The following is a 22,079-nucleotide window of genomic DNA, read 5'->3' on the forward strand; positions in this document are numbered from 1 at the left end:
ATCATCATTTTTTTTCTTATAATTCGTCTTTATATATCTTTCTATTAAGTAATATATATTTTTCACCATTAGAAGATATTCTATATATTTTAAGGAAATCATCGATCTCTATATAATTATAAGACTGGCTGATTTTGCCTTTTGTTCGACTTGTACTTGCTGTTCCAGCGTTAAGAACGATCATATCATTTAAATTCCAGAGCCATGGAACGTGCCTGTGGCCGCAAAGAATCATATCTATCTTTAATCTATCCAAAACATCTAGCAGGTCTCCTGCGTCTGTAGGTACATTCCTTTCTCTGCCACATAATGGTACAGGGATCACATGATGATGAAGTGCAAAAATCTTAAAATCGTCTTTATTCTGGTTAAAACTGTCTATTATATATGGATACTTATCTCTACCAATATGTCCATCGTCTATATCCGGTTCTGAAGAATCTACACCGACAACCGTTATATTTTTATAGCGTAACGTCTTAATCCGTTCTCCAAAATATTCTTCAAAAAGTAGATACCCTGCATTTCGTGTATCATGATTTCCAGGCAAGATAACCATGTTTTTGCATTTTATTTTTTTAATATATCTACTCGCCTCCTCATATTCGGAGAGCCTCCCCTCATTTGTTAAATCTCCTGTAATAACAACTATGTCAGGTTCTATATCATTTATCTCTCTCACTACATCGTCATACATATCTGGAATGAAGTATGGAGATGCTATATGGATATCTGACAGATGTATAATTTTTATGGGCATTGTTACACCTCTTAACACCGAACGGGGATACATCCGTTCGTTCTAATAACATTCTCTCCTTCTTTACTAAATATAAAATCTATAAAGTCTTTTACCATTCCTTTTGGTCCTCCTCTGGTGACAAGATTTAGGTTTCTAACCAAAGGATAAACATCTCTTGAGATATGCTCAATGCTTCCTTCCACATTATCAACAGATAGTGCTTTTACTCTACTTGGATCGAGATATCCGTGCCCTATATAGCCTATAGCGTTCTCATCCTCTGATACGCCGATTACCACACTGCTGTTTGTAGGTAATGGGACCATATCGTTCCTTACCTCTTCTATATTTAAAATAGATTCAACTGTCTGTCTAGTTCCTGATGAAGATACTCTACCCAAAAAAGTGATCTCCTTATTTTCTCCTCCCACATCCTTCCAGTTTTTTATTTTTCCTGTATAAATATCACTTATTTGACTGGAAGTTAAGTTATCTATATTGTTTTTAGGATTAACTATGAAAAGAGTCCCACCTTTTGCAATAGTAGCTACAGATAATGGCGGATATCTTAACGTGCAATATTGCTCTATCTCATAGATAGTAAGATCCCTAGAAACGGTGGCAATATCTATATCACCATCGTTCAAGAGAGAAAGACCATATTCTGAGCTACCTCCAATAACAGTTACCTCTTTATCTGGATCTTCTAATATATAATTATCCGCAACTCCTTCGATAATAGGAAAGATAGTAGTAGACCCAGCAATAATTAATTCTTTTTCTGATTGATCTGTTAAAAAATAATCTGCAAATATTAAGACTGATAAAATTATCAGTAATATTATCATCCATTCAATCTGATTTGCCTTCAAACATACCACCTTTAATAGTAATTATTCCCTCTATCAATTTTACTTAGATAAATCTATTTATCCACAAATATATTTAAACTGGTATAAATAAATTAATATTAATTATTTATACATCATAGTAAAATATATATAGCAGTATATATAATTAATAATATGTAAATAATATCTAAAAGTGGTGATCGAGTGATAAAAGAGGCAAAACGAAAGATTCAGGTAACAGGGGGATTTACCCATATCGTATCCTTGCCGATAGAATGGGTAAAGAAGATGGGATTAAAGAAAGGAGATCATGTCCATCTATTTTTAAGAGAAGACAAGACAATATTAATCGGAGAAGAGAAGAAGAGAGAAAGTCTTGATATATCTATAACAGTGGATGAGAAAGACAGTATAGAGGATATTTACCGATTAGTAGTTGCTTACTATCTTGTAGGTTATGATTTTATAAAAATTATCGCTCCGGAAGAAGGATTTGACAAGATTTATAAAAAATGGTTTAAAAATACCGCCAGAAAATTGCTCATCGGATTGGATGTGGTAAGCGAGTCAAATAAAGAGATGATCCTACGGTGTTTTATAAACTATGAAGATTTTTCATTTTCGAACATTCTGAATACTATGGGTAATATAGTAGAGATAATGTACGAGGATACCGTTTTATCATTAAAAAAAGGAGATACAAATCTAGCTCGAGAGGTCGTGCAGAGAGATAGAGAAGTGAACAGGTTTTATCTTTTTGCAATAAGACAGTTGATCGAGGCGGCAGAGTATAACTCTATAAGAAAAAAGATTGGTATCAAAGATACTACTCAAATTTTTAATTATAGGCTTATCGTTAAAAATATAGAGAGGATAAGCGATCATATAAAAAAAATAGGAGACAGTGTCATACAAACCGAAAATGATAGTATCGATTATCCACCACAGTTTTTTGGTATAACCGATAATATAAAAAAATTATACATCGATTCGTTGAATATTCTATTCAAGAACAGAGTAGATGAGGTAAACATAAATATAAATAAGGCAAAAGAATTGATTGAAGAGGTTAATTTATTAAAAAAAGATATATTAACAGAAGAGGTTGCTTTTTCTAAGAAGATACTGTTCATAACGATACTGAACAGTTTAGAAAGGATATCTGGATATCTTGCAGATATCAACGAGCTTATTATCAACATGAATATAGAAAAATCAAATACATATGGTAATAATTAAAATGAGGTGCAAAAAGTGGTAAGAGATATAATAAAACGGAAATTGCAAATTACAGGCGGCTCTACTTATGTACTCTCTATTCCAATAGAATGGGTAAAGAAGATGGGGTTGAGGAAAGGAGATGAAGTAAACTTAGTTTTGAGGGACGATAATACGATATTAGTTGATAATATAGGTAAAAAAAGTATCTCTGAATCAAAGATCGAATTAAGTAAGGATGAAGACTTGCTCATTGATAATATATATAGAAAAATTGTAGCATATTATCTGGCTGGTATTGATATTATAAGAATCGTATTCAAAAAAAAATTAACGAATAATTATAAAAAAGGATTGAAAGATAAAATCAGGGAACAGATTATGGGATTAGAGGTAATCGAAGAGTCCAGTAAAGAGATAGTTTTAAGATGTTTTATAAATCATGAAGATTTTTCTCTGGATAAAGTAATAAACGGACTGAAAGATATGACAGAATCTATGTTTAGAGATATGATGTATAGTTTAAAAGAGAGAAAAACTCGATTTTTAGAGGATATAATTCAAAGAGATAAAGAGATTAATAGATTCTATCTATTGATAGTGAGACAACTTAAAGAGGCATTAGACATACCAGAAATTGGAAAAAAGGTTGGTATCTTAAAAATAAAAGTTATCGTAGAGTATAGAGTACTAATAAAAAGTATAGAACGAATCTGTGACCATATAAAAAATATAGCAAAAAATCTTATCTTGTTGAACAACACGCCGGATGGTTTATTAAATGTTTGTAATGAGATACAGGATATATTATCCGCATCGTTAAGCTCTTTAACAGCAGATAAAATGAATATTAACGAGTCTAATAGAATTATAAAAAATGCCAAAAAGATAATAGATGAAGGAAGCTCGGATCTCTACGAAAAAATACTGAAAAGCAGCTACGATGATGTTATGTATGGCGTTTATAAGTTATCTATAGTAGATAGCTTGATCAGGATAGCAGAATATATACAGGATGTCGAGGAGATAAAGATAAATATAGTATCTTCTTGATTAATTGATCGTTATTCATCCAATCCAAGGATTGTTTATCTGTTTATTCTTTTTTTTGTTACGAATCAAAGATTTGTGATGTTTTTAATACCTTTATTGGTATTTGTCCTGCCTCATACTCCATTTTTGCGATCAAAATAGGATCTGTCTCACCTTTTGGATCTATAAAGATCCGGGCTCCATTTGCTATCTGTAAAGCCCGTGCGGATAGTATCCTTGCCCGTTCAAATTTTGTATATTCTAATTCCAAAAAACCACCTCTTGCTGAAAACAGATGCTCTTGCAGAACCTACGGTTCCTGCACCTCCCTTTGAAAATAGATGTTCTTCACTCCTGTGCAATCCAGTTTCAAATCGAAGATTTGCAATGGATGGGAGTGAAGAACCTGTGGGTTTTAAAGTTCGCCTATAACCTCATCAAGCATAGCTAAATACTCGTCTTTTTTTCTCCAAATATCACCAAAAGTCATATCTGCGTTTGGCTGATAATAAGGATCTATAGCCAATGCCTTTATATGCGGTACAAAATTCTTTAATGAAGCGAGTATTCCAGAAGTCAGATAATAAAGCGATCCTATAAAGATTACCGTATCATAATTTCCTTTACCATCGAGTCCCTTCCATTCAGGATCCCTTAAACAGTTTGCCAAGTCATTTAATAAGACATATTTTACATTATCCATATATCCTTTATTCCTGAAAGCGACTATGGCATTACCACTTGCAGCAATGGGTATCCCTTTCTTTCCGATCTCTATAGCCTTATCTATCGATCCATGTTCCTCTATATTAGATCCACAGATTAAAAGAGGCTTTTTTGCCCTTTTTATCATCTTTCCGATAATTTTGGGTGCAGTAACCCGGCCCATCTTTGGTCCGGGTATGTTCCCTGCATCAAAAGGTAACATTTTAAGTTCTGCCATTTTTTTTACTCCTTCTTTGTTCTAATTAAATCTTTTATGTTTGTAGGATCAAATGATGGATTGTAATAAACCTTTGGTCCCTCAACAATCTTTTTCGATTTCCAATCTATCTTCCATCCCTGTTCTGCCTCTAATTTCTGCAATAACTCCGTTCTCTTAGCTATAGGAAGATCTGCCTCGGATCTTACGAAGAGATGCCAATCATCTGGATAATCACCCAAATATTTCTGGTTTAAGTCTATATAATGGGTCAATTTTATAGATCTACCCGCAGGAGTATCTGCAGCTCTCATACAAAGTTTAGCTGTTAAGGGTATGCACTCTTCTATCGTCTCGGCTACGACTAGTAGATGCTCAGGTACAGGTCCTACATAGACACGTTCGCCGTTCCTTGCATCATAAACATACCAATCTTCCTCTTTATCTTTTCTACCTAAGAAAGATCTTCTATATTTTATACTGTGCGGGCCTACAACAGCAGGAACTCCAAGTCTGTTGAATCCTGCAGCGATTGATGCTGCCTTCTGTGACATTGCTCCCCAGGCAACTCCACATGCTCCGACCCTGTTTAATATATAATCGGCGATCTCTGCGTAGTTTCCTCTTATATTTCTCTGGGCGAAGATATTCGCGACCTTGATCGCTGCATCGTGTATGTGTGCATTCGAGACGCAGGAACCCACGTTTATGATCCCACCTTTATCGAAGACGTCTGGATGTGTCTCAAAGAGCGTTTTTCCATCCTCGTCCTTGTATAACCCGGTGTCGATCAACATGCATCCCGTCAAACAGACGATGTAACCCCGATCACCAAACTCTTTCGCAATGGTGTATACGTCTTTGGTCCCGTTTGGATAGTTCCCACATCCGATTGGGGCTATTATTCCTGGTATCGTCCCAAGAACGAGCGGTGCTCCAACAGTTCTTATCTCTGTATCAAATATAGGGCCTCTTGCCTGTCTTATCTTTCCTTTCTCCTCCTGTATCAGAGGCCATGCAGCCTTTATCATCGTGCTGACGATCGGTATGTTCTGCGGGCATACCTGTTCACACCTTCCGCAACCGATACAGATATCGAATTGCGATGCCAACAGAGAGCTATCTCCTTCAGCGGCAAGTTTATGTCCATCACCGATCCTTATTCCATTTGGACATGCTATCGTACAGTTTCCACAATTCGTACAGGCTTCCACCTGTTTCTTGAATTCTTCGTCCGAGAGGATCCAGCCCTTCTTTCTCCTGATCGGCTTTATCTGCTGAGCAACCTTCACGGCAACCTCACCCACGTTGAGCGGATCCAGTAAAACAACGCCTGGAACGTTTCCAGAGACAAGATCCTTCACGATCTCATCGGGGTCATCTCCATCCCTGATCTCCAAGTTATGCATTTTCTTGTCGTTCGCGAATATCACTGGTGTTCCGACCTTCTGAGCCTGCTCGATTATATCCGCTCGTATGCACTGCTCATCTACGACGATACAATCAACTAAACCTGCCCGTATAACCCTCAACTGCCTTCCGAGCGAGCTGGCAAGTTTAACAATTGTGGAGTATCTGGAAGAGTCGAGAGCCGTACAACAGACACCCCCAATATCCACCTCATCCTCCAGATTGTGATCTTGAATGTAATCACATATATTCGTTGCAGGCGGAGCGTTGTGCCCTATCACAAGGATGACTGCCTTGTTAGTATCTAAAGTTCCCATCCCTACATCCAACAACGGGCGATCAGGTCCAATTGGGAAGTTGAATGCTGCTATCTGTGCTATATCTGCGGCCTCCTTTCCCAAAGAATCAAGCATACCCATCTGGTATGCCTTAGACTCAAAATCTAAAGCAGAACCTTCTTGTCCTGTGTGAAGCGCGTCTCCTAACTGAACAATATTCTCCTCTATATAAGAGAAGACCTCTTTCAGATCTGCAACCGTTTTGGGTTTTATTCCGGTTATCAATCGTGTTAACGGAGCCTCAACATTTATCTCTGTTCCGAAGTCGATCGGGATCTTGTCTAACTCTCCTTTCATATGCTCTATGTCGTGCAGCATATGTCTCCCGTGTGCAGCGTGGGCACTGCATCCTGCCAAGCATGCTAGAAGGACGATCCTTCCCTGCATCGCTTCTAAGCTTATACCACATGCACCTCTTTTGTTTCCCGTAAGATCGCATTTTCCCATCGTGCAAAGTATACAGGTGTCACACTGTGGTGCATAAAACGGTGGATATCTCTTCAATAAAATTCTATCCCAATATCTCAAATCTGGAATTTTCGGTTTTGGTGTCGGACCCATCGGCGCCCATTCCTCTTCAGGCATCTTCTCGCCCATAATCTCCTTGATCTCGATTTTAACATTTTCCAAATCTTCAATATCGAATATTCCTGGTTTTAATTTTACCATATTCTAAAACTCCTTTTTTACAGGTAACAAAAAGGTTATAATATATAAAAGTTACACTCCTTTAAAAAAAATTATTGCTTTATAAAAACATCTTAATTAGCAAAGGTGTTATATATATCTCTATAAATGCTGCTATTAAGAGAAGAGGTATCGATACGTATATAAAAATTTTAAGAGCGTTTATGATTTCGGGAAAGATTGGAGTATAAAGATCAGTTATTTTTTTAAAAAAAGATGCTCCTATCCTTAAACCAAGCGCACAACATATAAAAACAGCTGTTAGTTCAATTACACCGTGAGGGAACAATGCTAATATTGAATAAGCTACTCCTCTCTCTAAATAGGCAAAATATGCCAAATAACCCATTAAGAAGCCATTCAAGATTAAAACGATGAAAGGAAATATGCCGAAGAATAAACCAAAAATTATAGATAAAAAACAGGTAGATGCATTATTGAAAAATATAAAAAGTGCTAAGATGTAATCTGGCTGATCTTTTATAAATCCAGAGATCTGATCGTCTATTAACTCTATAAGATCAGGCTCTGATAGGGATGTACTAGCGTATGTTATACCTATAATCGTCGAACAAAAAAAAATGATTATAGTAAATATCAAGTATTTTTTAATCTTTGGAAACATATTTATTAATATCGTTAGAATCATTTGGTAAGATAAACATTTCTAATTTGATTAGATCGACATTATGATAACAAAAATAGGTGTCGTTGGGGCACACTCTACAGGAAAAACAACATTCGTCAGAAAATTAAAAGAATATTTAAGCAAAGAAGGATTTACAGTTTATATAATAGAAGAATTGGCAAGACGAGGCAGAAAAAGTTCATTAAAAGAGTTTCATGTTCAAAAAATGATAATTGAGGAACAGATAAGAAAGGAACGTGAGATAAAAGAGAAGATAAAGTCTGATTATCTAATCAAAGGTGGCCAGTATGTGCTTATAACCGATAGGACTACAATAGATAATTTTGTATATCTTGAGTTATATGGGCATAAAGAGAAGATAATAAATAAAAATCTTATGGAAACGATAGAAGAGAATAACCGATCTTACGATATAATTGTATATATTCCTATACAAACGAAAGCATCATCCGATGGGTTCAGAGATGTTAACGAGTTGTTCAGATTCATGATAGACGAGGAGATAAAAGAAAGGTTGGAAAACCTTAAGATTAATCATAATATAAAAGTGTTGAATAACGATGAGAGTATATTTGCAAAGATTATTGAGGTGCTGATAGATAGAGAAAATTTTAACACAGAATTCAAAGAATGGAGAGATCAATAAAATGAACGATAAGACAACAAAAATTTTATTGGACGAGGAAGATATACCTAAAGAGTGGTATAACATCCAGGCAGACTTACCTACGCCGTTAGATCCGCCTTTAAACCCTGCTACGTTAAAACCATTAAAATCAGACGATCTTAAGGCGATATTCCCTATGGGACTCATAAGACAGGAGATGAGCACGGAGAGATGGATCACTATACCTGAGGATGTGAGAGATATTTATAGAATATGGAGACCTACTCCTCTTTATCGTGCCCGACGATTGGAAAAATATCTAAAAACCCCTGCAAAAATATATTACAAATGGGAGGGCGTATCTCCGCCGGGCAGCCATAAATCTAATACATCGGTTCCTCAGACGTACTATAATCTTGAAGAGGGTATTGAGGTGATAACTACCGAGACTGGTGCGGGACAATGGGGATCCGCGTTAGCATTCGGTACGAAGTTATTCGGTATCAAATGCAGAGTTTATATGGTTCGTGCTAGTTACGAACAGAAACCGTATCGTAAAAGTATGATGCAAGTATGGGGTGCAGAATGCCTATCCAGTCCAACCGATAGAACAAAATCCGGACGAGCTATATTGGAAAAAGATCCAAACACACCAGGAAGTCTTGGAATTGCAATATCAGAGGCTGTAGAAGATGCATTATCTGATGATAATACACATTATGCCTTGGGTTCCGTTCTTAACCATGTCTGTCTTCATCAGACGATCATAGGACTAGAAGCAAAAAGGCAGTTTGAACAGATCGATGAGTATCCTGATGTAATCTTTGGATGTGTGGGCGGAGGGTCGAATTTTTCAGGTACCGTATTCCCTTTTTTATACGATAAGATAAAAGGCAAAAAACCCGATTTAAGAGTGGTAGCATGTGAATCGATGGCTTGTCCTAAACTCAAAAGTGGACTTTATACTTACGATTTCGGTGATCAAGCAGGGTTAACACCTCTATTGAAGATGTTTACTCTAGGTCATGACTTTGTACCACCACCAATCCATGCTGGTGGATTAAGATATCATGGTAACGCCCCGCTGCTATGTAATCTCTACAACGATAAGCTGATCGATGCCGTTGCGTACTATCAGACGGAGGTATTCAATGCGGCAATAACGTTTGCAAACACAGAGGGGTTCATTGTGGCTCCAGAATCTGCTCATGCTATAAAAGCGGTAATAGATGAGGCATTGAGATGCAAAAAAGATAATACACCAAAGACGATACTGTTTAATAACTCAGGTCACGGATATTTTGATTTATCGTCGTATGAAGCATACTTTGATGGGAGATTGGTAGATTACGAATATCCTGCTGAACTGGTAAAACAGTCTTTGGAACGCCTACCTAAGATCTGATCAAAATTTTAAAACTCTTAATTTTTTAATTTATGATTATAAAAAGATATTATGAATATCGGCTTTCTGGTAAACCCTATCGCGGGTATGGGTGGTAGTCTTGGACTAAAAGGAACTGACGATGATGCATTGGATAGAGCAATCGCTATGGGCGGGATATATATAGCCGAGAGAAGAGCTGGTATTGCTTTACAGCGTTTAAGCGATAAAAAAAAGACAAAAGAGGGGATATCTTTTAAATTTTTTACATGTTCTGACGTAATGGGAGAGAATATTCTTAAAAAGGTTGGATTTGATTATAAGGTTGTTTATACGGTTAAAAGCGAAAAAACTACCTATAAAGATACATGTGAGGCATGCCGACGTTTTATGGACAAAAAAGTAGATATCATACTCTTCTGTGGAGGGGACGGCACAGCAAAAGACGTTTATAGTGTAACTAAAAAAGATTTGCCTATATTGGGGATACCATCTGGAGTCAAGATGTACTCATCCGTTTTTGCTATAGATCCTACAGTAGCAGGCGATCTGTTGAGCGAGTTTTGTCGTAAGGATAATGATATAGTATTAAGAGATGCAGAGATTGTAGATATAGACGAAGAAGAATATAGAACGAGGGGAGATATAAGCATCGATATCATAGGATATGCAACGACCATATATAAACCCTTTTTTGTGCAAGACCGAAAGACCATCTTTTATGGCAATAATGAAGAGAGGTGCAGGAGAGATATAGCGAAATTTATCTCAGAGGTTATGCTGGATGGCATATTATACATAATAGGACCTGGAAACACCACAAAATCTGTTACTGATGAATTAAACATAAAAAAAACTATGTTGGGCGTCGATATAATAAAAGATGGAAGATTAGTAGGAAAAGACGTTAACGAGAGGGAAATATTGGATATTTTAGAAAAACAGGAAAGATTAAATTTGAGTGGTATAGCAAAGATAATTGTAAGTCCGATAGGCACCCAGGGGTTTATATTCGGAAGAGGAAATCAGCAGATTAGTTCAAAAGTGATAAGAAAAGTTGGTATAGATAATATAATAGTAATAGCCACGCCGCAAAAGCTGAGAGAGACTCCTTATCTATTCGTCGACACCGGAGATACGGATCTAGATAAAGAATTGGCAGGTTACATAAGTGTTATAAGCGGGTATAGAATGGCAGAGCGTAAAAGAGTAGTATCACCCAGGTTATTGTAATCCGTTATTGAATTATGCTTATCAAGAATAACGTTATCAGAAAACCCAAGATGACGCCTCCGTTTAAGAAAGGCAACCCTGCTTTGGGCTTTGAATTATTTATATCTCTTAAAAGAAAGAAAAGTCCAATAACTCCCCCAATTATAGCACCTATCGATGGAAGCAGTCCTACGTAGACGTTCGAAGATACAATAAGAATTGTAGGTATGATCAGGTCACCCAAACCTATTATAAGAGCTTTTCTATCTTTTTTTGCATTTTTATTCCTGTTTTCCTTTAATTTATAATCCGCCATTGAAAAATTCTTATCTTTCGGTATAACCAATAACAACGGCAGGTTATAATCTATCAGATCGTCTGCCAATGTTATCATATGCTTGGTCTTGTATACAGATATATAATCGTATATTGCTAACAATAAGAGCAAGACTATAGATACGATAGGTATGAGAGATATGCCGAAGAGTGTTCCTATAGTTACCGCCAATATTATACCAACAAAATCTATAATATACCATCTCTTAAATTTAAAAAGAATAACTGTCAAGAAAATTGCTATCATTATCGAGATCGCATGTAAAAAAATAGATACTGTAGATTTTGCTATAAATCCAAGTAAGAAAGCGTCAATAGCGATATAAAGAGTTAGAAAGATTGAAAAGATCAACAATGCATAAATAACTCTCTTCATATTATACTTTGATAGCAAGAGTATTATTACGGTTGCAAATACCATTATAATTACAAAGTATATGGCGTTTAATAACGATGTTGGGTCTTCAAATGTTTTAATATGATAATAAGGTGCCATACACAAAGATAGGACCTGTATCAGCAAGAAGATACATATTATAGCTATAATTGAGCGGTAATTATCCAATAATTGCACATCCTTTTTAATACAACGTTTATAATAGCCATTTATAATATTTATGAGTGAGGAATACAAAAGCCAATCACATGATCAAGTAATTTCCGCCAGCAATTTACCATCTTTAAATAATCTCACCTTTTTATCAGTCTCTGAAAGTACAATTGCGATAGCATTAGTATTTTTTGTCATCGATGCAGCAGAGATATGTCTCGCTCCCAATCCTTTGGGTATATCTATCCCTTGGGTAGGCACATCAAGATATCTAGATACTCCAACAATCCGTCCATCATTGTTTATGACAAATGCACCATCTAATTTAGCAAGAGCTTTTATTACATCTCTGGCATTCTCATCCATGATACTGGCATAATTATTCTCGAACGGATAGTATGAGATACTTCTTGATAGCTCCATAACTTTTTCGGAATCACCTATCATGAAGATGGCACCTATAGATTTATCATCAACTCCTTCGTATCCAAGTTCTATAGCCAAGTCTATGATATAACTCAAGACTTCCGTATTTACACAATCAAATTTTAAGAGATTATATATCTTGCTATTAATATCGTTGGAGCTATTAATAAATATCGTATCAAATTTGTCTGAATTAATCTTAAAAACGCATAAAATGGTCTTATCTTTATCTAAAATATGATCATCACATCCTAATAAAATTGCAAGATTTATTACCTCAGTTATATTATTTACTCTAAACGGTAATTTTATTACAGGAGAGGCTATGTTATTTATATCTTTATCGATACAGACTATCTTTCCAGGAATATCGAGACTATCAATATATTTTAAATCTTCTTTATTCTCAGCAAAGAGTATGATATTATCTACAATCCCGGCTCTTAATACCGTTTCCAATATTCTTTTCAATACCATTCTATCATAAACAACCTACTTCATATCCCTTTTTTGATTATTCTTGTATAATACACATTTAACCATCTTTATAGCACAGAGATCACCGCACATAGAACAAGCATCACTCTCAGATCTTCTTTTATCCTTGATCAACTCAGCTTTATCTCTATCGATTGAAAGATCAAACTGTCTCTTCCAATCCAGGTTCTCCCGTGCTTCAGCCATCTCTCTATCCCATAATCTTGCTCTATCCTTAACACCGTCTTTGACAGTATCTGCTATATGAGCCGCGATCTTGGCCACTATCGTCCCTTCTTTGATGTCATCTATAGAAGGCAACGCAAGATGCTCGGAGGGCGTAACCATACATAGAAAATCCGCACCAAAAAAACCTGCCAGGCTTCCACCGACAGCACCGACGATATGATCATAACCAGGAGCTATATCCGTTGGTAATGGGCCTAATAGATATAAAGGAGCGTTATTTGTCAATTTTTTGATAGTCCTAACGTTTATATCGATCTCATCAAGAGGAACATGTCCTGGACCCTCCACTATCGTCTGGACACCATACTCTCTTGCCTTCTTTACAAGCTCGCCAAGGGTTATGTATTCTGAAAAAGTTGATCTATCTGTCGAATCTTCTATGCATCCAGACCTCATCCCATCACCTAAGCTCAGTATCAAATCGTATTCTCTTGCAATCTCACAAAGGTAGTCGAACTCTTTATATAAAGGATTTTCTTCGTCGTTGTGCATCATCCATGCTATCGTGAACGCCCCACCTCTACTGACAACGCCCAATATTCTCTTTCCATTTATCAATCGTTCTACAGAGTTTTTGTTTACTCCAACATGGACTGTTATAAAATCAACACCATCCTTGGCATGCTTCCTGATCGTATTAAAGAGATCATCGGAAGACATCTCCACAACGGCTTTTCCTTTGTTATCCAATCCTGCTTGATATATAGGAACTGTGCCTATAGGCATGGCTAATTCTTTTATTATACTTCTTCTTATTAGATCGAGATCCCCACCTGTAGAAAGATCCATTATCGAATCTGCACCATATTTTAGCGCAGTTCGAGCTTTTTCTATCTCATAATGTAAATCGACAAAATCTCTGGAGGTGCCAATGTTGGCATTTATCTTAGTACTCAACAGTTCTCCTATTCCGATAGGCATTATATCGTGATTAAAATTTTTTGTAATAACTGCTCTACCATTTGCAATCAGATAGAGTAATCTCTTCTCATCGATCTTTTCGGCTTCTGCAACAATTCTAATAGGATCGATGATTTCTCCTTTTTTAGCATGATCCAATATTGTCTCTACCATAATACTCTTTGTTATTATACTTATAAACATATAAATTTATAAACATATAAATTTATATGTTTATAAAATATCAAGTTACTTATTGACTCTACAATATGTTTTGAATTATCTTAAATATCTCGAGAACTCTAATCTATTTTTTATTTTTTTCGAAAAAATCTTTTAAGAAATTCAAGAGCTTGTGCGTATCTTTTAAAAATATACCTCCATTTTCCCTCAAACGTTTAAAAATTTCTGTAGCCTCTCCATTTGTAAAATCTCGCTCTTCTATCGGTGTTTCATCAATAATTAAAACCTCTTTTTTATTCTCTATTGCATATATAGCAGAATATAGATTTTTTATATTTCCAAATCCAATTGGCATATCTGTCATTATCACAATATCTGATCTTTTGATCATATTCAAATTTTCCTTAAATTTTTCATCACTGATCGGAGAGAATGGCAACTCACTTACAACATCGATATCAAAGGATTTAGCAACTTCAAAATCTGTATCAAACTTGTGTATGACACCTGCAGTAACCTCATATTTCTCATTCAAAGAATGCATCAAGGTGCTACCGCTACCTCCTCCGCAGATTATATGTATCTTTAAAAGACCTTTTTCTTTTATCTTTCTCTTTTTTTCCTTTCTTGGAATCACAAGGGATAGCGAATTTGTCAAAGGATCTTTTTTTACCGACGCTTGGACACAAAATGCTTCTCTTATGTTCTCTGATGTTAATACTTCATCTGGCACTCCAAATGAGAATATATTCCCATCTTTCAGGAGCATTACTTCATCGCAGTATATGTAAGCCATGCTTAGGTCATGAATTACAGCTATCACGATCATCCTATCTTCTTTTGTCAGTCTCTTCATCAATTCCATTATTTCTATCTGATTTTTAATATCCAGATGAGATGTAGGCTCATCCATCAACAAGACCTTTGGTTCTTGCGCCAGTGCCCTCGCTATGACTACCTTCTGTAATTCTCCGCCGCTCAATTCATCTATCCGCCTTTCCGCAAGTTCTAAGCAATTTGTCAACTTCATACACTTTTTTGCTATATCAAAGTCTTTTGAACCTTCATTTTCAAATCTTTTCAGATGTGGTGTTCGTCCCATTAAGATGATCTCCATTGCAGTAAAAGGAAAACTTATTGAAGTTTCTTGAGGCACAACTGCCATCTTTCTTGCAATCTCATCTCTTCTCATCTTTGAAATATCAGATTCGTCCAAGAGAACTGTTCCAACTCTTGGCTTTAAGATCCTACTAATTACTTTAAGCAAAGTTGTCTTGCCAGATCCGTTTGGACCAATTATCCCTAGTAATTTCCCCTCTTTTGTTGAAAAATTTATCTTTTCTAAGATTTTTACATCTCCATAATACACGTCGATCTCTTTTACGTTTAACATATCTTCTTACCTCAGTTCTTAATACGAACTCTTTCTTGAACGCAACAGATAGATAAAGAATGGTGCACCGAATAATGCTGTAACAACTCCAACAGGAATCTCTCCCATTGTTCTAGCTATAGTATCGGCAATAAGCAAAATAGTCCCGCCAGCAAGTGCAGATGTTGGTAGGAGTATCCTGTGGTCTGGACCGACTACTATTCGCATAATATGAGGAACAATCAGACCAACAAACCCGATAATACCGCTCATAGAGACAGCAGTAGCGGTAATGATCGAAGATATGATCAATAAGATCTTTTTTAGCGTTTCAACATCAATTCCAAGAGTTTCTGCAGACTCTTCTCCAAGAAGCATCACGTTCATATCTCTGGAGAATATATATAATGCCAGCATACCGATGAAGATAGGGAGTATTATAATTTTAACCTGATTCCAATTTGCGTTCCATAACCCGCCCATAATCCAGAAAACGATTTGGTTCAGATTTTCTCCAGATTTAAACATCATAAAAGAGGTGATTGCAGAGAGAAAATAACCGACCGCTATACCTGAAAGTAATAATGTATTAACAGGAATCTTTCCTCCAACCTTTGCAAGATTATAAACGACAAAAGCTGTTGATATTGCACAAATAACTGCCATTAACGGAACTAACGTATAAGAAAATTGCATAGCAAGAACAGCCCCAAATGCAGCACCAGAAGATATTCCGATAATGTAAGGATCGCCCATAGGATTTTTAAATAAAGCTTGCATTGTTGTTCCTGAAACAGATAATGCCATACCGATTAAAACACCTAAAAAAACTCTTGGTAATCTGATTTGTAAAATTATTACTTCTTCGGCTGACAAAGATACATGATTGTGATTTATAATTATCTTTGCAATTGTTTTCAAAGGTATATCTGCCGATCCAACAGCGATTGAAATGAGAATAGAAGCTGTTAACGTAAATACCAAGGCAATCAGGATTAATAATAACCTGCGTTTCATTGGGCATTTTCGGAATAGATCTCAGGATGAATAAATTTTGCAACATCTTCAAGTGCATCGACGATTCTCGGACCAGATCTATCTATTATGTCTGCATCGATCAGATAAACCCGATTATTCTTCACCGCATCTATACTTTTCAACCTCTCCTCTTCAAGTATGTAATTGTATGCAACATCTTCTTCTCCCCCCATTCCTGCACCGCTACTGACGATTATCACTTCTGGGTTCTTTGTTATCAACTCCTCTAAGCTCACCGTATGCCAACCTTTTTTATCTGAGAAAACATTTTCTCCGCCAGCTTTTTCAAGTATATCTTCTTGAAGAGATTCTGCCCCTGCAACATATATAGGTTCATGCCAACAGATATGTGTCACCCTTACCTTCTTTGCATCTCTCGTTCTATCCGTTATTTCTTTTATTTTATTTTCCATCTCTTCGTATAGAGATAATGCCTCTTTTTCCTTTCCGGTTATCTTTCCAACGTATTTTATCTCTTTTAATGTATCCTCAATACATGTTTCAGGTTTAGAACTTACAACAGCAACATTTAGCCCTAATTCTTTCAATCTTTTAACAACTTCCTCTCCATTCCCATAGGCAGCTAAAACAAGATCCGGCTTTAATAAGACAACCTTCTCAATATCAACGGTGCTATAACCACCGATCTTCTCCTTTCTCTTTGCTTCTTCTGGGTAATTACAATAATCGGTTACGCCTACTACTTTTTCTCCAAGCCCAAGAGCAAAGAGTATCTCAGTATTAGACGGTGCAAGAGAGACTATCTTTTCAATTTCGACATTCTTTTCTTCTGCGCAGCTCGGGTAATTTAATATAGATAAGACCAAGAGAAGAAATACGATCGTTGATGTTACTGCTCTCTTCACCATATTTAAGTTTTTTAAATTTTATTGTAAAAATAAAAATAATAAAAAAAATAATCCTTATTCCATTTTGTTATTCTTTATTTATAAACGCTCTATAATCGTTGTAGCTCCTTGACCGCCACCACCACAAAGGGTTGCACAACCGTAAGTAGCATTTTTCTCTTTTAAAATACGTGCCAACGTTCCTATTAATCTTGGCCCTGATGCAGCAAGAGGATGACCTATCGCAGTAGCCCCACCTTTTATATTTACTTTATCCGGATCTAAACCCAATTTTTTTATAGCATATAGAGCAACGATACAGAAAGCTTCGTTAATCTCCCAATAATCGATATCATCGGCTTTAATCCCAGCATATTTAAGAGCCATCTCTGTCGCAGGAACAGGACCTTTACCCATAACGCTCGGATCTACACCAGCCCAACCCAGTGAGACGATCCTTGCTAATGGTTCAAATCCGTACTCTTTAGCTTTTTCTTCAGACATTAAGATCATATATGCAGCGCCTGCGTTCAATGGAGAAGAGTTACCAGCAGTTATAACTCCATCAGGTTTAAAAGCCGGTGGTAATGCAGAAGTCTCCTCATATGTAGCTCCTCTCCTTATAGATTGATCTTCATCTATCACTTTCTTGCTACCATCATCGAGTGTTACTTCAATAGGCAAGATTTCTCCTTTAAAATAACCCTCGTCCAACGCTTTTTCAGCCAAATTATGAGCTCTTACTCCCCATCTATCCATGTCTTCTTTTGTGATATTCAATCCTTCTTTATTAGCCTCTTCGAATAGTTTTTCTGCGGTTAATCCCATGCTCATCGTTGTCATCATATCGTATTTATCAAAATAAGGTTCGCCCATCAAGGTAGGGGATAGACCCATATGCGGGTTAAATTCTGGTTGCATCGGTAGATGAGTCATATGCTCGATACCACCTGCAATACATACATCTGAGAATCCTAATTCTATCTCCATTGCTCCTTTATGCATAGCAGACATACCACTGCAGCATACACGATCTATACCTTCCGCAGGAACGTTCATAGGAAGTTCTGCCAACATAGGAACTACTCTTCCGCCCAACAACATTTGTTCCGCCTGCTGCATAGTACAACCAGTCAATACATCATTTATCTCTTCAGGATTTATTCCTTTTCTCTTGATCATCTCCTTTATCAGCAAAGCCGCTACATCCGTCATATATAAATTGTTAAAGACATCTTTCTCTGGTTTGTTAGGTCTAGATCTCGAAAAAGGAGACCTTAAATAATCTACTATAACAATCTTATTCAATTTTGGCATTTTTTTCACCTTTTTATTTTTTCACTTTTTTATATTCTTCCTATTAACTCTCTTCCAATCGTATACTTCTCTATTTCTTTTGTACCTTCGTAAATCTCTTGAATCTTTGCATTTCTGTACCACCTCTCGACGTCATACTCTGCCATGTATCCATAACCGCCATGAATCTGTATAGCCTCGTCACATACATAGACGCCCACTTTCGCAGCGTACCATTTAGCCATCGAAGAAAGTGTAGGATCTGCCTGATCGTGATCTATAAGCCAAGCAGCTTTATAAACGAGATTTCTAGCCGCCTCTATATATGTTGCCATCTCTGCAAACTTGAACATCGTCACTTCGAATTTTGCTATAGGTATCCCAAACGCTTTCCTCTCTCTTGCATAAGCCAGTGCTTTATCGAACGCACCTTGTGCCATACCTACGGACATCGCACCAACACCAACCCTTGTAGTATCGAAGAACATCATAGCTTGCATGAACCCCATACCTTCGTTTCCTACAAGGTTTGATTGTGGCACTCTACAGTTATCAAAGGCAATCTCACATGTACTGGTGGAGTTAATTCCCATCTTTTTACCAAGATCAGAGATAGTCACTCCTTCCCTTGTCTGTAAGTCATCTATCCAGACAACACTCATATTGGAAAACTTTGGAGCATCCGGATCGGTAACGGCACATAAAGCTCCACCGTTTGCAACACCACCGTTCGTTATAAACGTCTTTGTTCCATTGATTACAAAATCATCCCCATCTCTTAATGCCGTTGTTTTATAACTGGCAGCATCACTCCCTGCATCCGGTTCTGTATACATGCCGCATGATATATATTCACCTGCTGCTATCTTTGGAAGGTACTTCTCTTTCTGTTCTTCAGAACCAAACAAAAGTATCTGTTCCGATCCAAAAGTGGCAGCCAATATAGGTAGAGAAAGAGTAGAATCTACCTTTGCAAACTCTTCAGAAACCAAACAGGTCTCCAATATACCAAGTCCTTGACCACCGTATTCTTCAGGAAACGCCATTCCGATAAATCCTTCTTTTGCGGCTTTTTTTACCAAATCGATTGGATAGATGTGTTCTTCTTCACATTTTCTCGCAAATTCTATATCAAATTCACCCTCTGCGAATTCTTTAGCAGCATTTTTAATATCCTCTTGTTCTTCTGTCAATCCAAAATCCAATTTTCTCACCCGTTCTAAAAAATAAAGACTCGTTAATGAAAGTTTGTTTTATATTCCCTTAAAGTCTGGTGGTCGCTTCTCCATACGTGCCATCATACCTTCCTGCATATCCTCCGTAGGATACATTAGTCCAGCACCGAAAGATTCCATCTCTAATCCGATATCCATCGGAACTTCTCCGCCTTTATTTACCAATCTCTTCGCAATTGCCATAGAAAGAGGTGCGCACATCTTTGCCATATTCTTTGCAAAATTCATAACTTCTTCATCAAATTTTTCATCATCGTAGACTCTATTTACCAAGCCAAACTTTGCTGCCTCTTCGGCAGTTATTCTCTCGCCTGTAAGAACCATCTCCATTGCTTTCGATATGCCGACCAACTTCACCGTCCTCTGTGTTCCACCCCAACCGGGAATTATACCTAAAGTAACCTCCGGAAAACCGAGCTGAACTTTCTTCTTTGCAAGCCTTAGATCACATGCCATAGCAAGTTCAAGCCCTCCACCAAGAGCATAACCGTTTATAGCAGCTATGACTGGTTTTGGCATCTCGCTAATCCGTCTATATATCCTTTCGCCTTTCCTATTGAACTCAAGAAACTCAAAATGATTTGTAGGTATAGTTCCACCAGCAACATCGGCACCCGCAGAAAACGCTTTTTCACCGCCCCCGGTTATAACGACCACTCGTGTATCAGTATCATTCCAAAGCATATCTATTACTCTGTTCAACTCATTTAAGACTCCATCATGAACTGCATTAACAGGTGGACGATCAAAGATTACTTTTGTCACCTTAGATTCGCTATCTTTTTCTATTTTAAAAAATTCAAGATCTTCTGCCATATAATTCCTCCTTATTTATCTTCTACGGCTTTCTAATAATTCTTTAAGTTTACCCTCTTTAATCGTCTTGGTAGGTTCGAATATCTTCTTATTATACTTCTTTGCCAGACTCTCCAACAAACCTTTTAAATCTTCGAACATGCCAAGCATATCAAACGGTCCCATCGGCATGTTCAATCCTAATTTAACTGCAGTATCTATATCATCTGGGTTTTTAACGACATCTTGTTCAAGAAGTTTTACTGCTTCGTTTATCTGAACTGCAACAGGTTCCATCGGATCAAACTTTTCTGCTGCCTCAGCAGATTTAGATTCGTCTATCTTTGGCCTTCCTTGTGACCAGTCATATATTCCTTTTCCAGTCTTCATTCCAAGTTGGCCTTTACTGATTAGATCTGATATAACTTTTGAAGGTTCATAATCGGATGAAAGTGTCTCTGCACAGTATTTTAGCGTCTCGCAAGATATATCCAAACCTACATAGTCCATTAGAAGATATGCACCCATAGGTTGTCCTACAGACATCAAAAGTGCATCTACTGCCTCTGGAGATACATCTCCTTTATCTAATAGCGCACCAAGAAGCGCATTAGCAGGAGCTGAAATTCTGTTTACAATGAATCCCGTAACATCTTTTTCTACACGTATCGGAACCTTTCCAAGCTTTTTAGATAGATCGTATGTAACCTGCATCGTCTCTTCGCTCGTCTTTTCTCCTTTTATTACCTCGATGAGTTGCATCCTGGTTGGGGGATTGAACCAATGCATGCCCACTACTTTATCCGGTCTGTTAGTTGCCTTAGCAATCTCTGTAATACTCATCATCGATGTATTAGATGCCAAGATTGCATGTTCCGGAGCATATTTATCTAAATCTCCGAATACTTCTTTTTTAATCTTCATAATCTCCGGGACTGCTTCTATAGAAAAATCGATATCAGATGCAGCATCTTTCATATCTACGGCAGTAGTTAATTGCTCGTTCATCATTTTAGCTACCTCTTCCTCAGTTAATTTTCCTTTAGAGACATAAAATTTATCAAATTCTTCTTGCATTGCTTTAACGCCTTTATCAACAAACTCCTGCTTTATATCTCTTAATACAACATTGTAACCAGCCATTAAAGCTACCATCGCTATACCATGACCCATTGCGCCTGCACCCAATACAGCTATCTTTTTTATATCATCTACATTCATTATACTTTACCTCCTTAATCTTATTGGAAAGAGATAGATATATATAAAATTTGTCTTAATAGTAAGATAAAGTAATCATTAATAATAAGGATAAATATATA

Annotated in this window: 21 protein-coding genes; 5 read left to right on the plus strand and 16 right to left on the minus strand. The window is 36.7% G+C overall.

Annotated elements, in window-relative coordinates:
* Positions 1–16: 16 nt before the first annotated feature.
* Together LPC15_RS03600 and LPC15_RS03605 are read right to left on the minus strand one after the other, a co-directional pair.
* The gene (locus tag LPC15_RS03600; protein WP_229234013.1) at positions 17–760 is read right to left on the minus strand and encodes a metallophosphoesterase family protein; all 744 of its coding nucleotides are present in this window, start codon (positions 758–760) and stop codon (positions 17–19) included.
* A gap of 11 nt (positions 761–771) precedes the next feature.
* Entirely contained in the window at positions 772–1,614 is an 843-nt protein-coding gene (locus LPC15_RS03605; protein WP_229234014.1) for a phosphate ABC transporter substrate-binding protein, read from the minus strand.
* A 183-nt stretch (positions 1,615–1,797) separates the two neighbouring features.
* On the opposite strand from LPC15_RS03605, the gene LPC15_RS03610 reads away from it, so the two are divergent.
* Together LPC15_RS03610 and LPC15_RS03615 are read left to right on the plus strand one after the other, a co-directional pair.
* A complete protein-coding gene (locus LPC15_RS03610; RefSeq protein ID WP_229234015.1) occupies positions 1,798–2,832 on the plus strand; it encodes a phosphate signaling complex PhoU family protein in 1,035 nt (344 codons plus the stop codon).
* A gap of 15 nt (positions 2,833–2,847) precedes the next feature.
* A complete protein-coding gene (locus LPC15_RS03615) occupies positions 2,848–3,864 on the plus strand; it encodes a phosphate signaling complex PhoU family protein (RefSeq protein WP_229234016.1) in 1,017 nt (338 codons plus the stop codon).
* A 58-nt stretch (positions 3,865–3,922) separates the two neighbouring features.
* Here the strand turns inward: LPC15_RS03615 and LPC15_RS03620 are convergent, their stop codons facing one another.
* The 4 genes from LPC15_RS03620 to LPC15_RS03635 form a co-directional block, all read right to left on the minus strand.
* Complete coding sequence (locus LPC15_RS03620) at positions 3,923–4,114, minus strand: DNA-directed RNA polymerase subunit K (RefSeq protein WP_229234017.1); 192 nt, start codon at positions 4,112–4,114, stop codon at positions 3,923–3,925.
* 144 nt (positions 4,115–4,258) lie between these two features.
* A complete protein-coding gene (gene cdhB / locus LPC15_RS03625; RefSeq protein WP_229234018.1) occupies positions 4,259–4,786 on the minus strand; it encodes a CO dehydrogenase/acetyl-CoA synthase complex subunit epsilon in 528 nt (175 codons plus the stop codon).
* 5 nt (positions 4,787–4,791) lie between these two features.
* A complete protein-coding gene (gene cdhA, locus LPC15_RS03630) occupies positions 4,792–7,182 on the minus strand; it encodes a CO dehydrogenase/acetyl-CoA synthase complex subunit alpha (RefSeq protein WP_229234019.1) in 2,391 nt (796 codons plus the stop codon).
* Between the two features lie 79 nt (positions 7,183–7,261).
* On the minus strand, positions 7,262–7,849 hold the full coding sequence (locus LPC15_RS03635; protein ID WP_229234020.1) for a stage II sporulation protein M: 588 nt from the start codon (positions 7,847–7,849) through the stop codon (positions 7,262–7,264).
* A 40-nt stretch (positions 7,850–7,889) separates the two neighbouring features.
* On the opposite strand from LPC15_RS03635, the gene LPC15_RS03640 reads away from it, so the two are divergent.
* From LPC15_RS03640 to LPC15_RS03650, 3 genes are read left to right on the plus strand one after another with little or no spacing between them, the layout of a single operon-like run.
* On the plus strand, positions 7,890–8,495 hold the full coding sequence (locus LPC15_RS03640; RefSeq protein ID WP_229234021.1) for an AAA family ATPase: 606 nt from the start codon (positions 7,890–7,892) through the stop codon (positions 8,493–8,495).
* A gap of 1 nt (position 8,496) precedes the next feature.
* Positions 8,497–9,861 carry a TrpB-like pyridoxal phosphate-dependent enzyme gene (locus tag LPC15_RS03645; protein WP_229234022.1) on the plus strand — a complete coding sequence of 455 codons (1,365 nt, stop codon included), beginning with the start codon at positions 8,497–8,499 and terminating at the stop codon, positions 9,859–9,861.
* A gap of 51 nt (positions 9,862–9,912) precedes the next feature.
* A complete protein-coding gene (locus LPC15_RS03650) occupies positions 9,913–11,073 on the plus strand; it encodes an ATP-NAD kinase family protein (RefSeq protein ID WP_229234023.1) in 1,161 nt (386 codons plus the stop codon).
* A 4-nt stretch (positions 11,074–11,077) separates the two neighbouring features.
* Here LPC15_RS03650 and LPC15_RS03655 read toward each other — a convergent pair whose 3' ends face one another.
* From LPC15_RS03655 to LPC15_RS03700, 10 genes are all read right to left on the minus strand, one after another.
* Positions 11,078–11,962, minus strand: a complete 885-nt coding sequence (locus tag LPC15_RS03655; RefSeq protein WP_267496923.1) for a presenilin family intramembrane aspartyl protease PSH — start codon at positions 11,960–11,962, stop codon at positions 11,078–11,080.
* A 75-nt stretch (positions 11,963–12,037) separates the two neighbouring features.
* The gene (locus tag LPC15_RS03660) at positions 12,038–12,841 is read right to left on the minus strand and encodes a DNA integrity scanning protein DisA nucleotide-binding domain protein (RefSeq protein ID WP_229234025.1); all 804 of its coding nucleotides are present in this window, start codon (positions 12,839–12,841) and stop codon (positions 12,038–12,040) included.
* Between the two features lie 15 nt (positions 12,842–12,856).
* Positions 12,857–14,164, minus strand: a complete 1,308-nt coding sequence (gene thiC, locus LPC15_RS03665) for a phosphomethylpyrimidine synthase ThiC (protein ID WP_229234026.1) — start codon at positions 14,162–14,164, stop codon at positions 12,857–12,859.
* A gap of 133 nt (positions 14,165–14,297) precedes the next feature.
* Positions 14,298–15,566: an ABC transporter ATP-binding protein gene (locus tag LPC15_RS03670; RefSeq protein WP_229234027.1), complete on the minus strand. Its 1,269-nt coding sequence runs from the start codon at positions 15,564–15,566 to the stop codon at positions 14,298–14,300.
* 18 nt (positions 15,567–15,584) lie between these two features.
* Complete coding sequence (locus LPC15_RS03675) at positions 15,585–16,562, minus strand: FecCD family ABC transporter permease (RefSeq protein WP_229234028.1); 978 nt, start codon at positions 16,560–16,562, stop codon at positions 15,585–15,587.
* A complete protein-coding gene (locus LPC15_RS03680; RefSeq protein WP_229234029.1) occupies positions 16,559–17,452 on the minus strand; it encodes an ABC transporter substrate-binding protein in 894 nt (297 codons plus the stop codon). Before LPC15_RS03680 ends, LPC15_RS03675 begins: the two co-directional genes overlap by 4 nt.
* Before the next feature lie 78 nt (positions 17,453–17,530).
* Positions 17,531–18,748, minus strand: a complete 1,218-nt coding sequence (locus LPC15_RS03685; protein ID WP_229234030.1) for an acetyl-CoA C-acetyltransferase — start codon at positions 18,746–18,748, stop codon at positions 17,531–17,533.
* A 29-nt stretch (positions 18,749–18,777) separates the two neighbouring features.
* Positions 18,778–19,941 carry an acyl-CoA dehydrogenase family protein gene (locus LPC15_RS03690; RefSeq protein ID WP_420709463.1) on the minus strand — a complete coding sequence of 388 codons (1,164 nt, stop codon included), beginning with the start codon at positions 19,939–19,941 and terminating at the stop codon, positions 18,778–18,780.
* Positions 19,942–19,980: 39 nt separating this feature from the next.
* The gene (locus tag LPC15_RS03695; RefSeq protein WP_229234032.1) at positions 19,981–20,778 is read right to left on the minus strand and encodes an enoyl-CoA hydratase/isomerase family protein; all 798 of its coding nucleotides are present in this window, start codon (positions 20,776–20,778) and stop codon (positions 19,981–19,983) included.
* A gap of 15 nt (positions 20,779–20,793) precedes the next feature.
* A complete protein-coding gene (locus LPC15_RS03700) occupies positions 20,794–21,978 on the minus strand; it encodes a 3-hydroxyacyl-CoA dehydrogenase (RefSeq protein WP_229234033.1) in 1,185 nt (394 codons plus the stop codon).
* Between the last annotated feature and the right edge of the window lie 101 nt (positions 21,979–22,079).

Source organism: Candidatus Methanoliparum sp. LAM-1 (assembly GCF_020885915.1).
GTDB lineage: Archaea > Halobacteriota > Methanoliparia > Methanoliparales > Methanoliparaceae > Methanoliparum > Methanoliparum thermophilum.

What these genes read in the sequence shown, in the direction of transcription:
- LPC15_RS03650 (WP_229234023.1), top strand. Translation starts at nt 9,913, where the DNA reads ATGAATATCGGCTTTCTGGTAAACCCTATCGCGGGTATGGGTGGTAGT.
- cdhB (WP_229234018.1), bottom strand. Translation starts at nt 4,786, where the DNA reads ATGGCAGAACTTAAAATGTTACCTTTTGATGCAGGGAACATACCCGGA.
- LPC15_RS03695 (WP_229234032.1), bottom strand. Translation starts at nt 20,778, where the DNA reads ATGGCAGAAGATCTTGAATTTTTTAAAATAGAAAAAGATAGCGAATCT.
- LPC15_RS03660 (WP_229234025.1), bottom strand. Translation starts at nt 12,841, where the DNA reads ATGGTATTGAAAAGAATATTGGAAACGGTATTAAGAGCCGGGATTGTA.
- LPC15_RS03675 (WP_229234028.1), bottom strand. Translation starts at nt 16,562, where the DNA reads ATGAAACGCAGGTTATTATTAATCCTGATTGCCTTGGTATTTACGTTA.
- LPC15_RS03670 (WP_229234027.1), bottom strand. Translation starts at nt 15,566, where the DNA reads ATGTTAAACGTAAAAGAGATCGACGTGTATTATGGAGATGTAAAAATC.
- LPC15_RS03645 (WP_229234022.1), top strand. Translation starts at nt 8,497, where the DNA reads ATGAACGATAAGACAACAAAAATTTTATTGGACGAGGAAGATATACCT.
- LPC15_RS03685 (WP_229234030.1), bottom strand. Translation starts at nt 18,748, where the DNA reads ATGCCAAAATTGAATAAGATTGTTATAGTAGATTATTTAAGGTCTCCT.
- LPC15_RS03635 (WP_229234020.1), bottom strand. Translation starts at nt 7,849, where the DNA reads ATGATTCTAACGATATTAATAAATATGTTTCCAAAGATTAAAAAATAC.
- LPC15_RS03680 (WP_229234029.1), bottom strand. Translation starts at nt 17,452, where the DNA reads ATGGTGAAGAGAGCAGTAACATCAACGATCGTATTTCTTCTCTTGGTC.
- LPC15_RS03640 (WP_229234021.1), top strand. Translation starts at nt 7,890, where the DNA reads ATGATAACAAAAATAGGTGTCGTTGGGGCACACTCTACAGGAAAAACA.
- LPC15_RS03600 (WP_229234013.1), bottom strand. Translation starts at nt 760, where the DNA reads ATGCCCATAAAAATTATACATCTGTCAGATATCCATATAGCATCTCCA.
- cdhA (WP_229234019.1), bottom strand. Translation starts at nt 7,182, where the DNA reads ATGGTAAAATTAAAACCAGGAATATTCGATATTGAAGATTTGGAAAAT.
- thiC (WP_229234026.1), bottom strand. Translation starts at nt 14,164, where the DNA reads ATGGTAGAGACAATATTGGATCATGCTAAAAAAGGAGAAATCATCGAT.
- LPC15_RS03700 (WP_229234033.1), bottom strand. Translation starts at nt 21,978, where the DNA reads ATGAATGTAGATGATATAAAAAAGATAGCTGTATTGGGTGCAGGCGCA.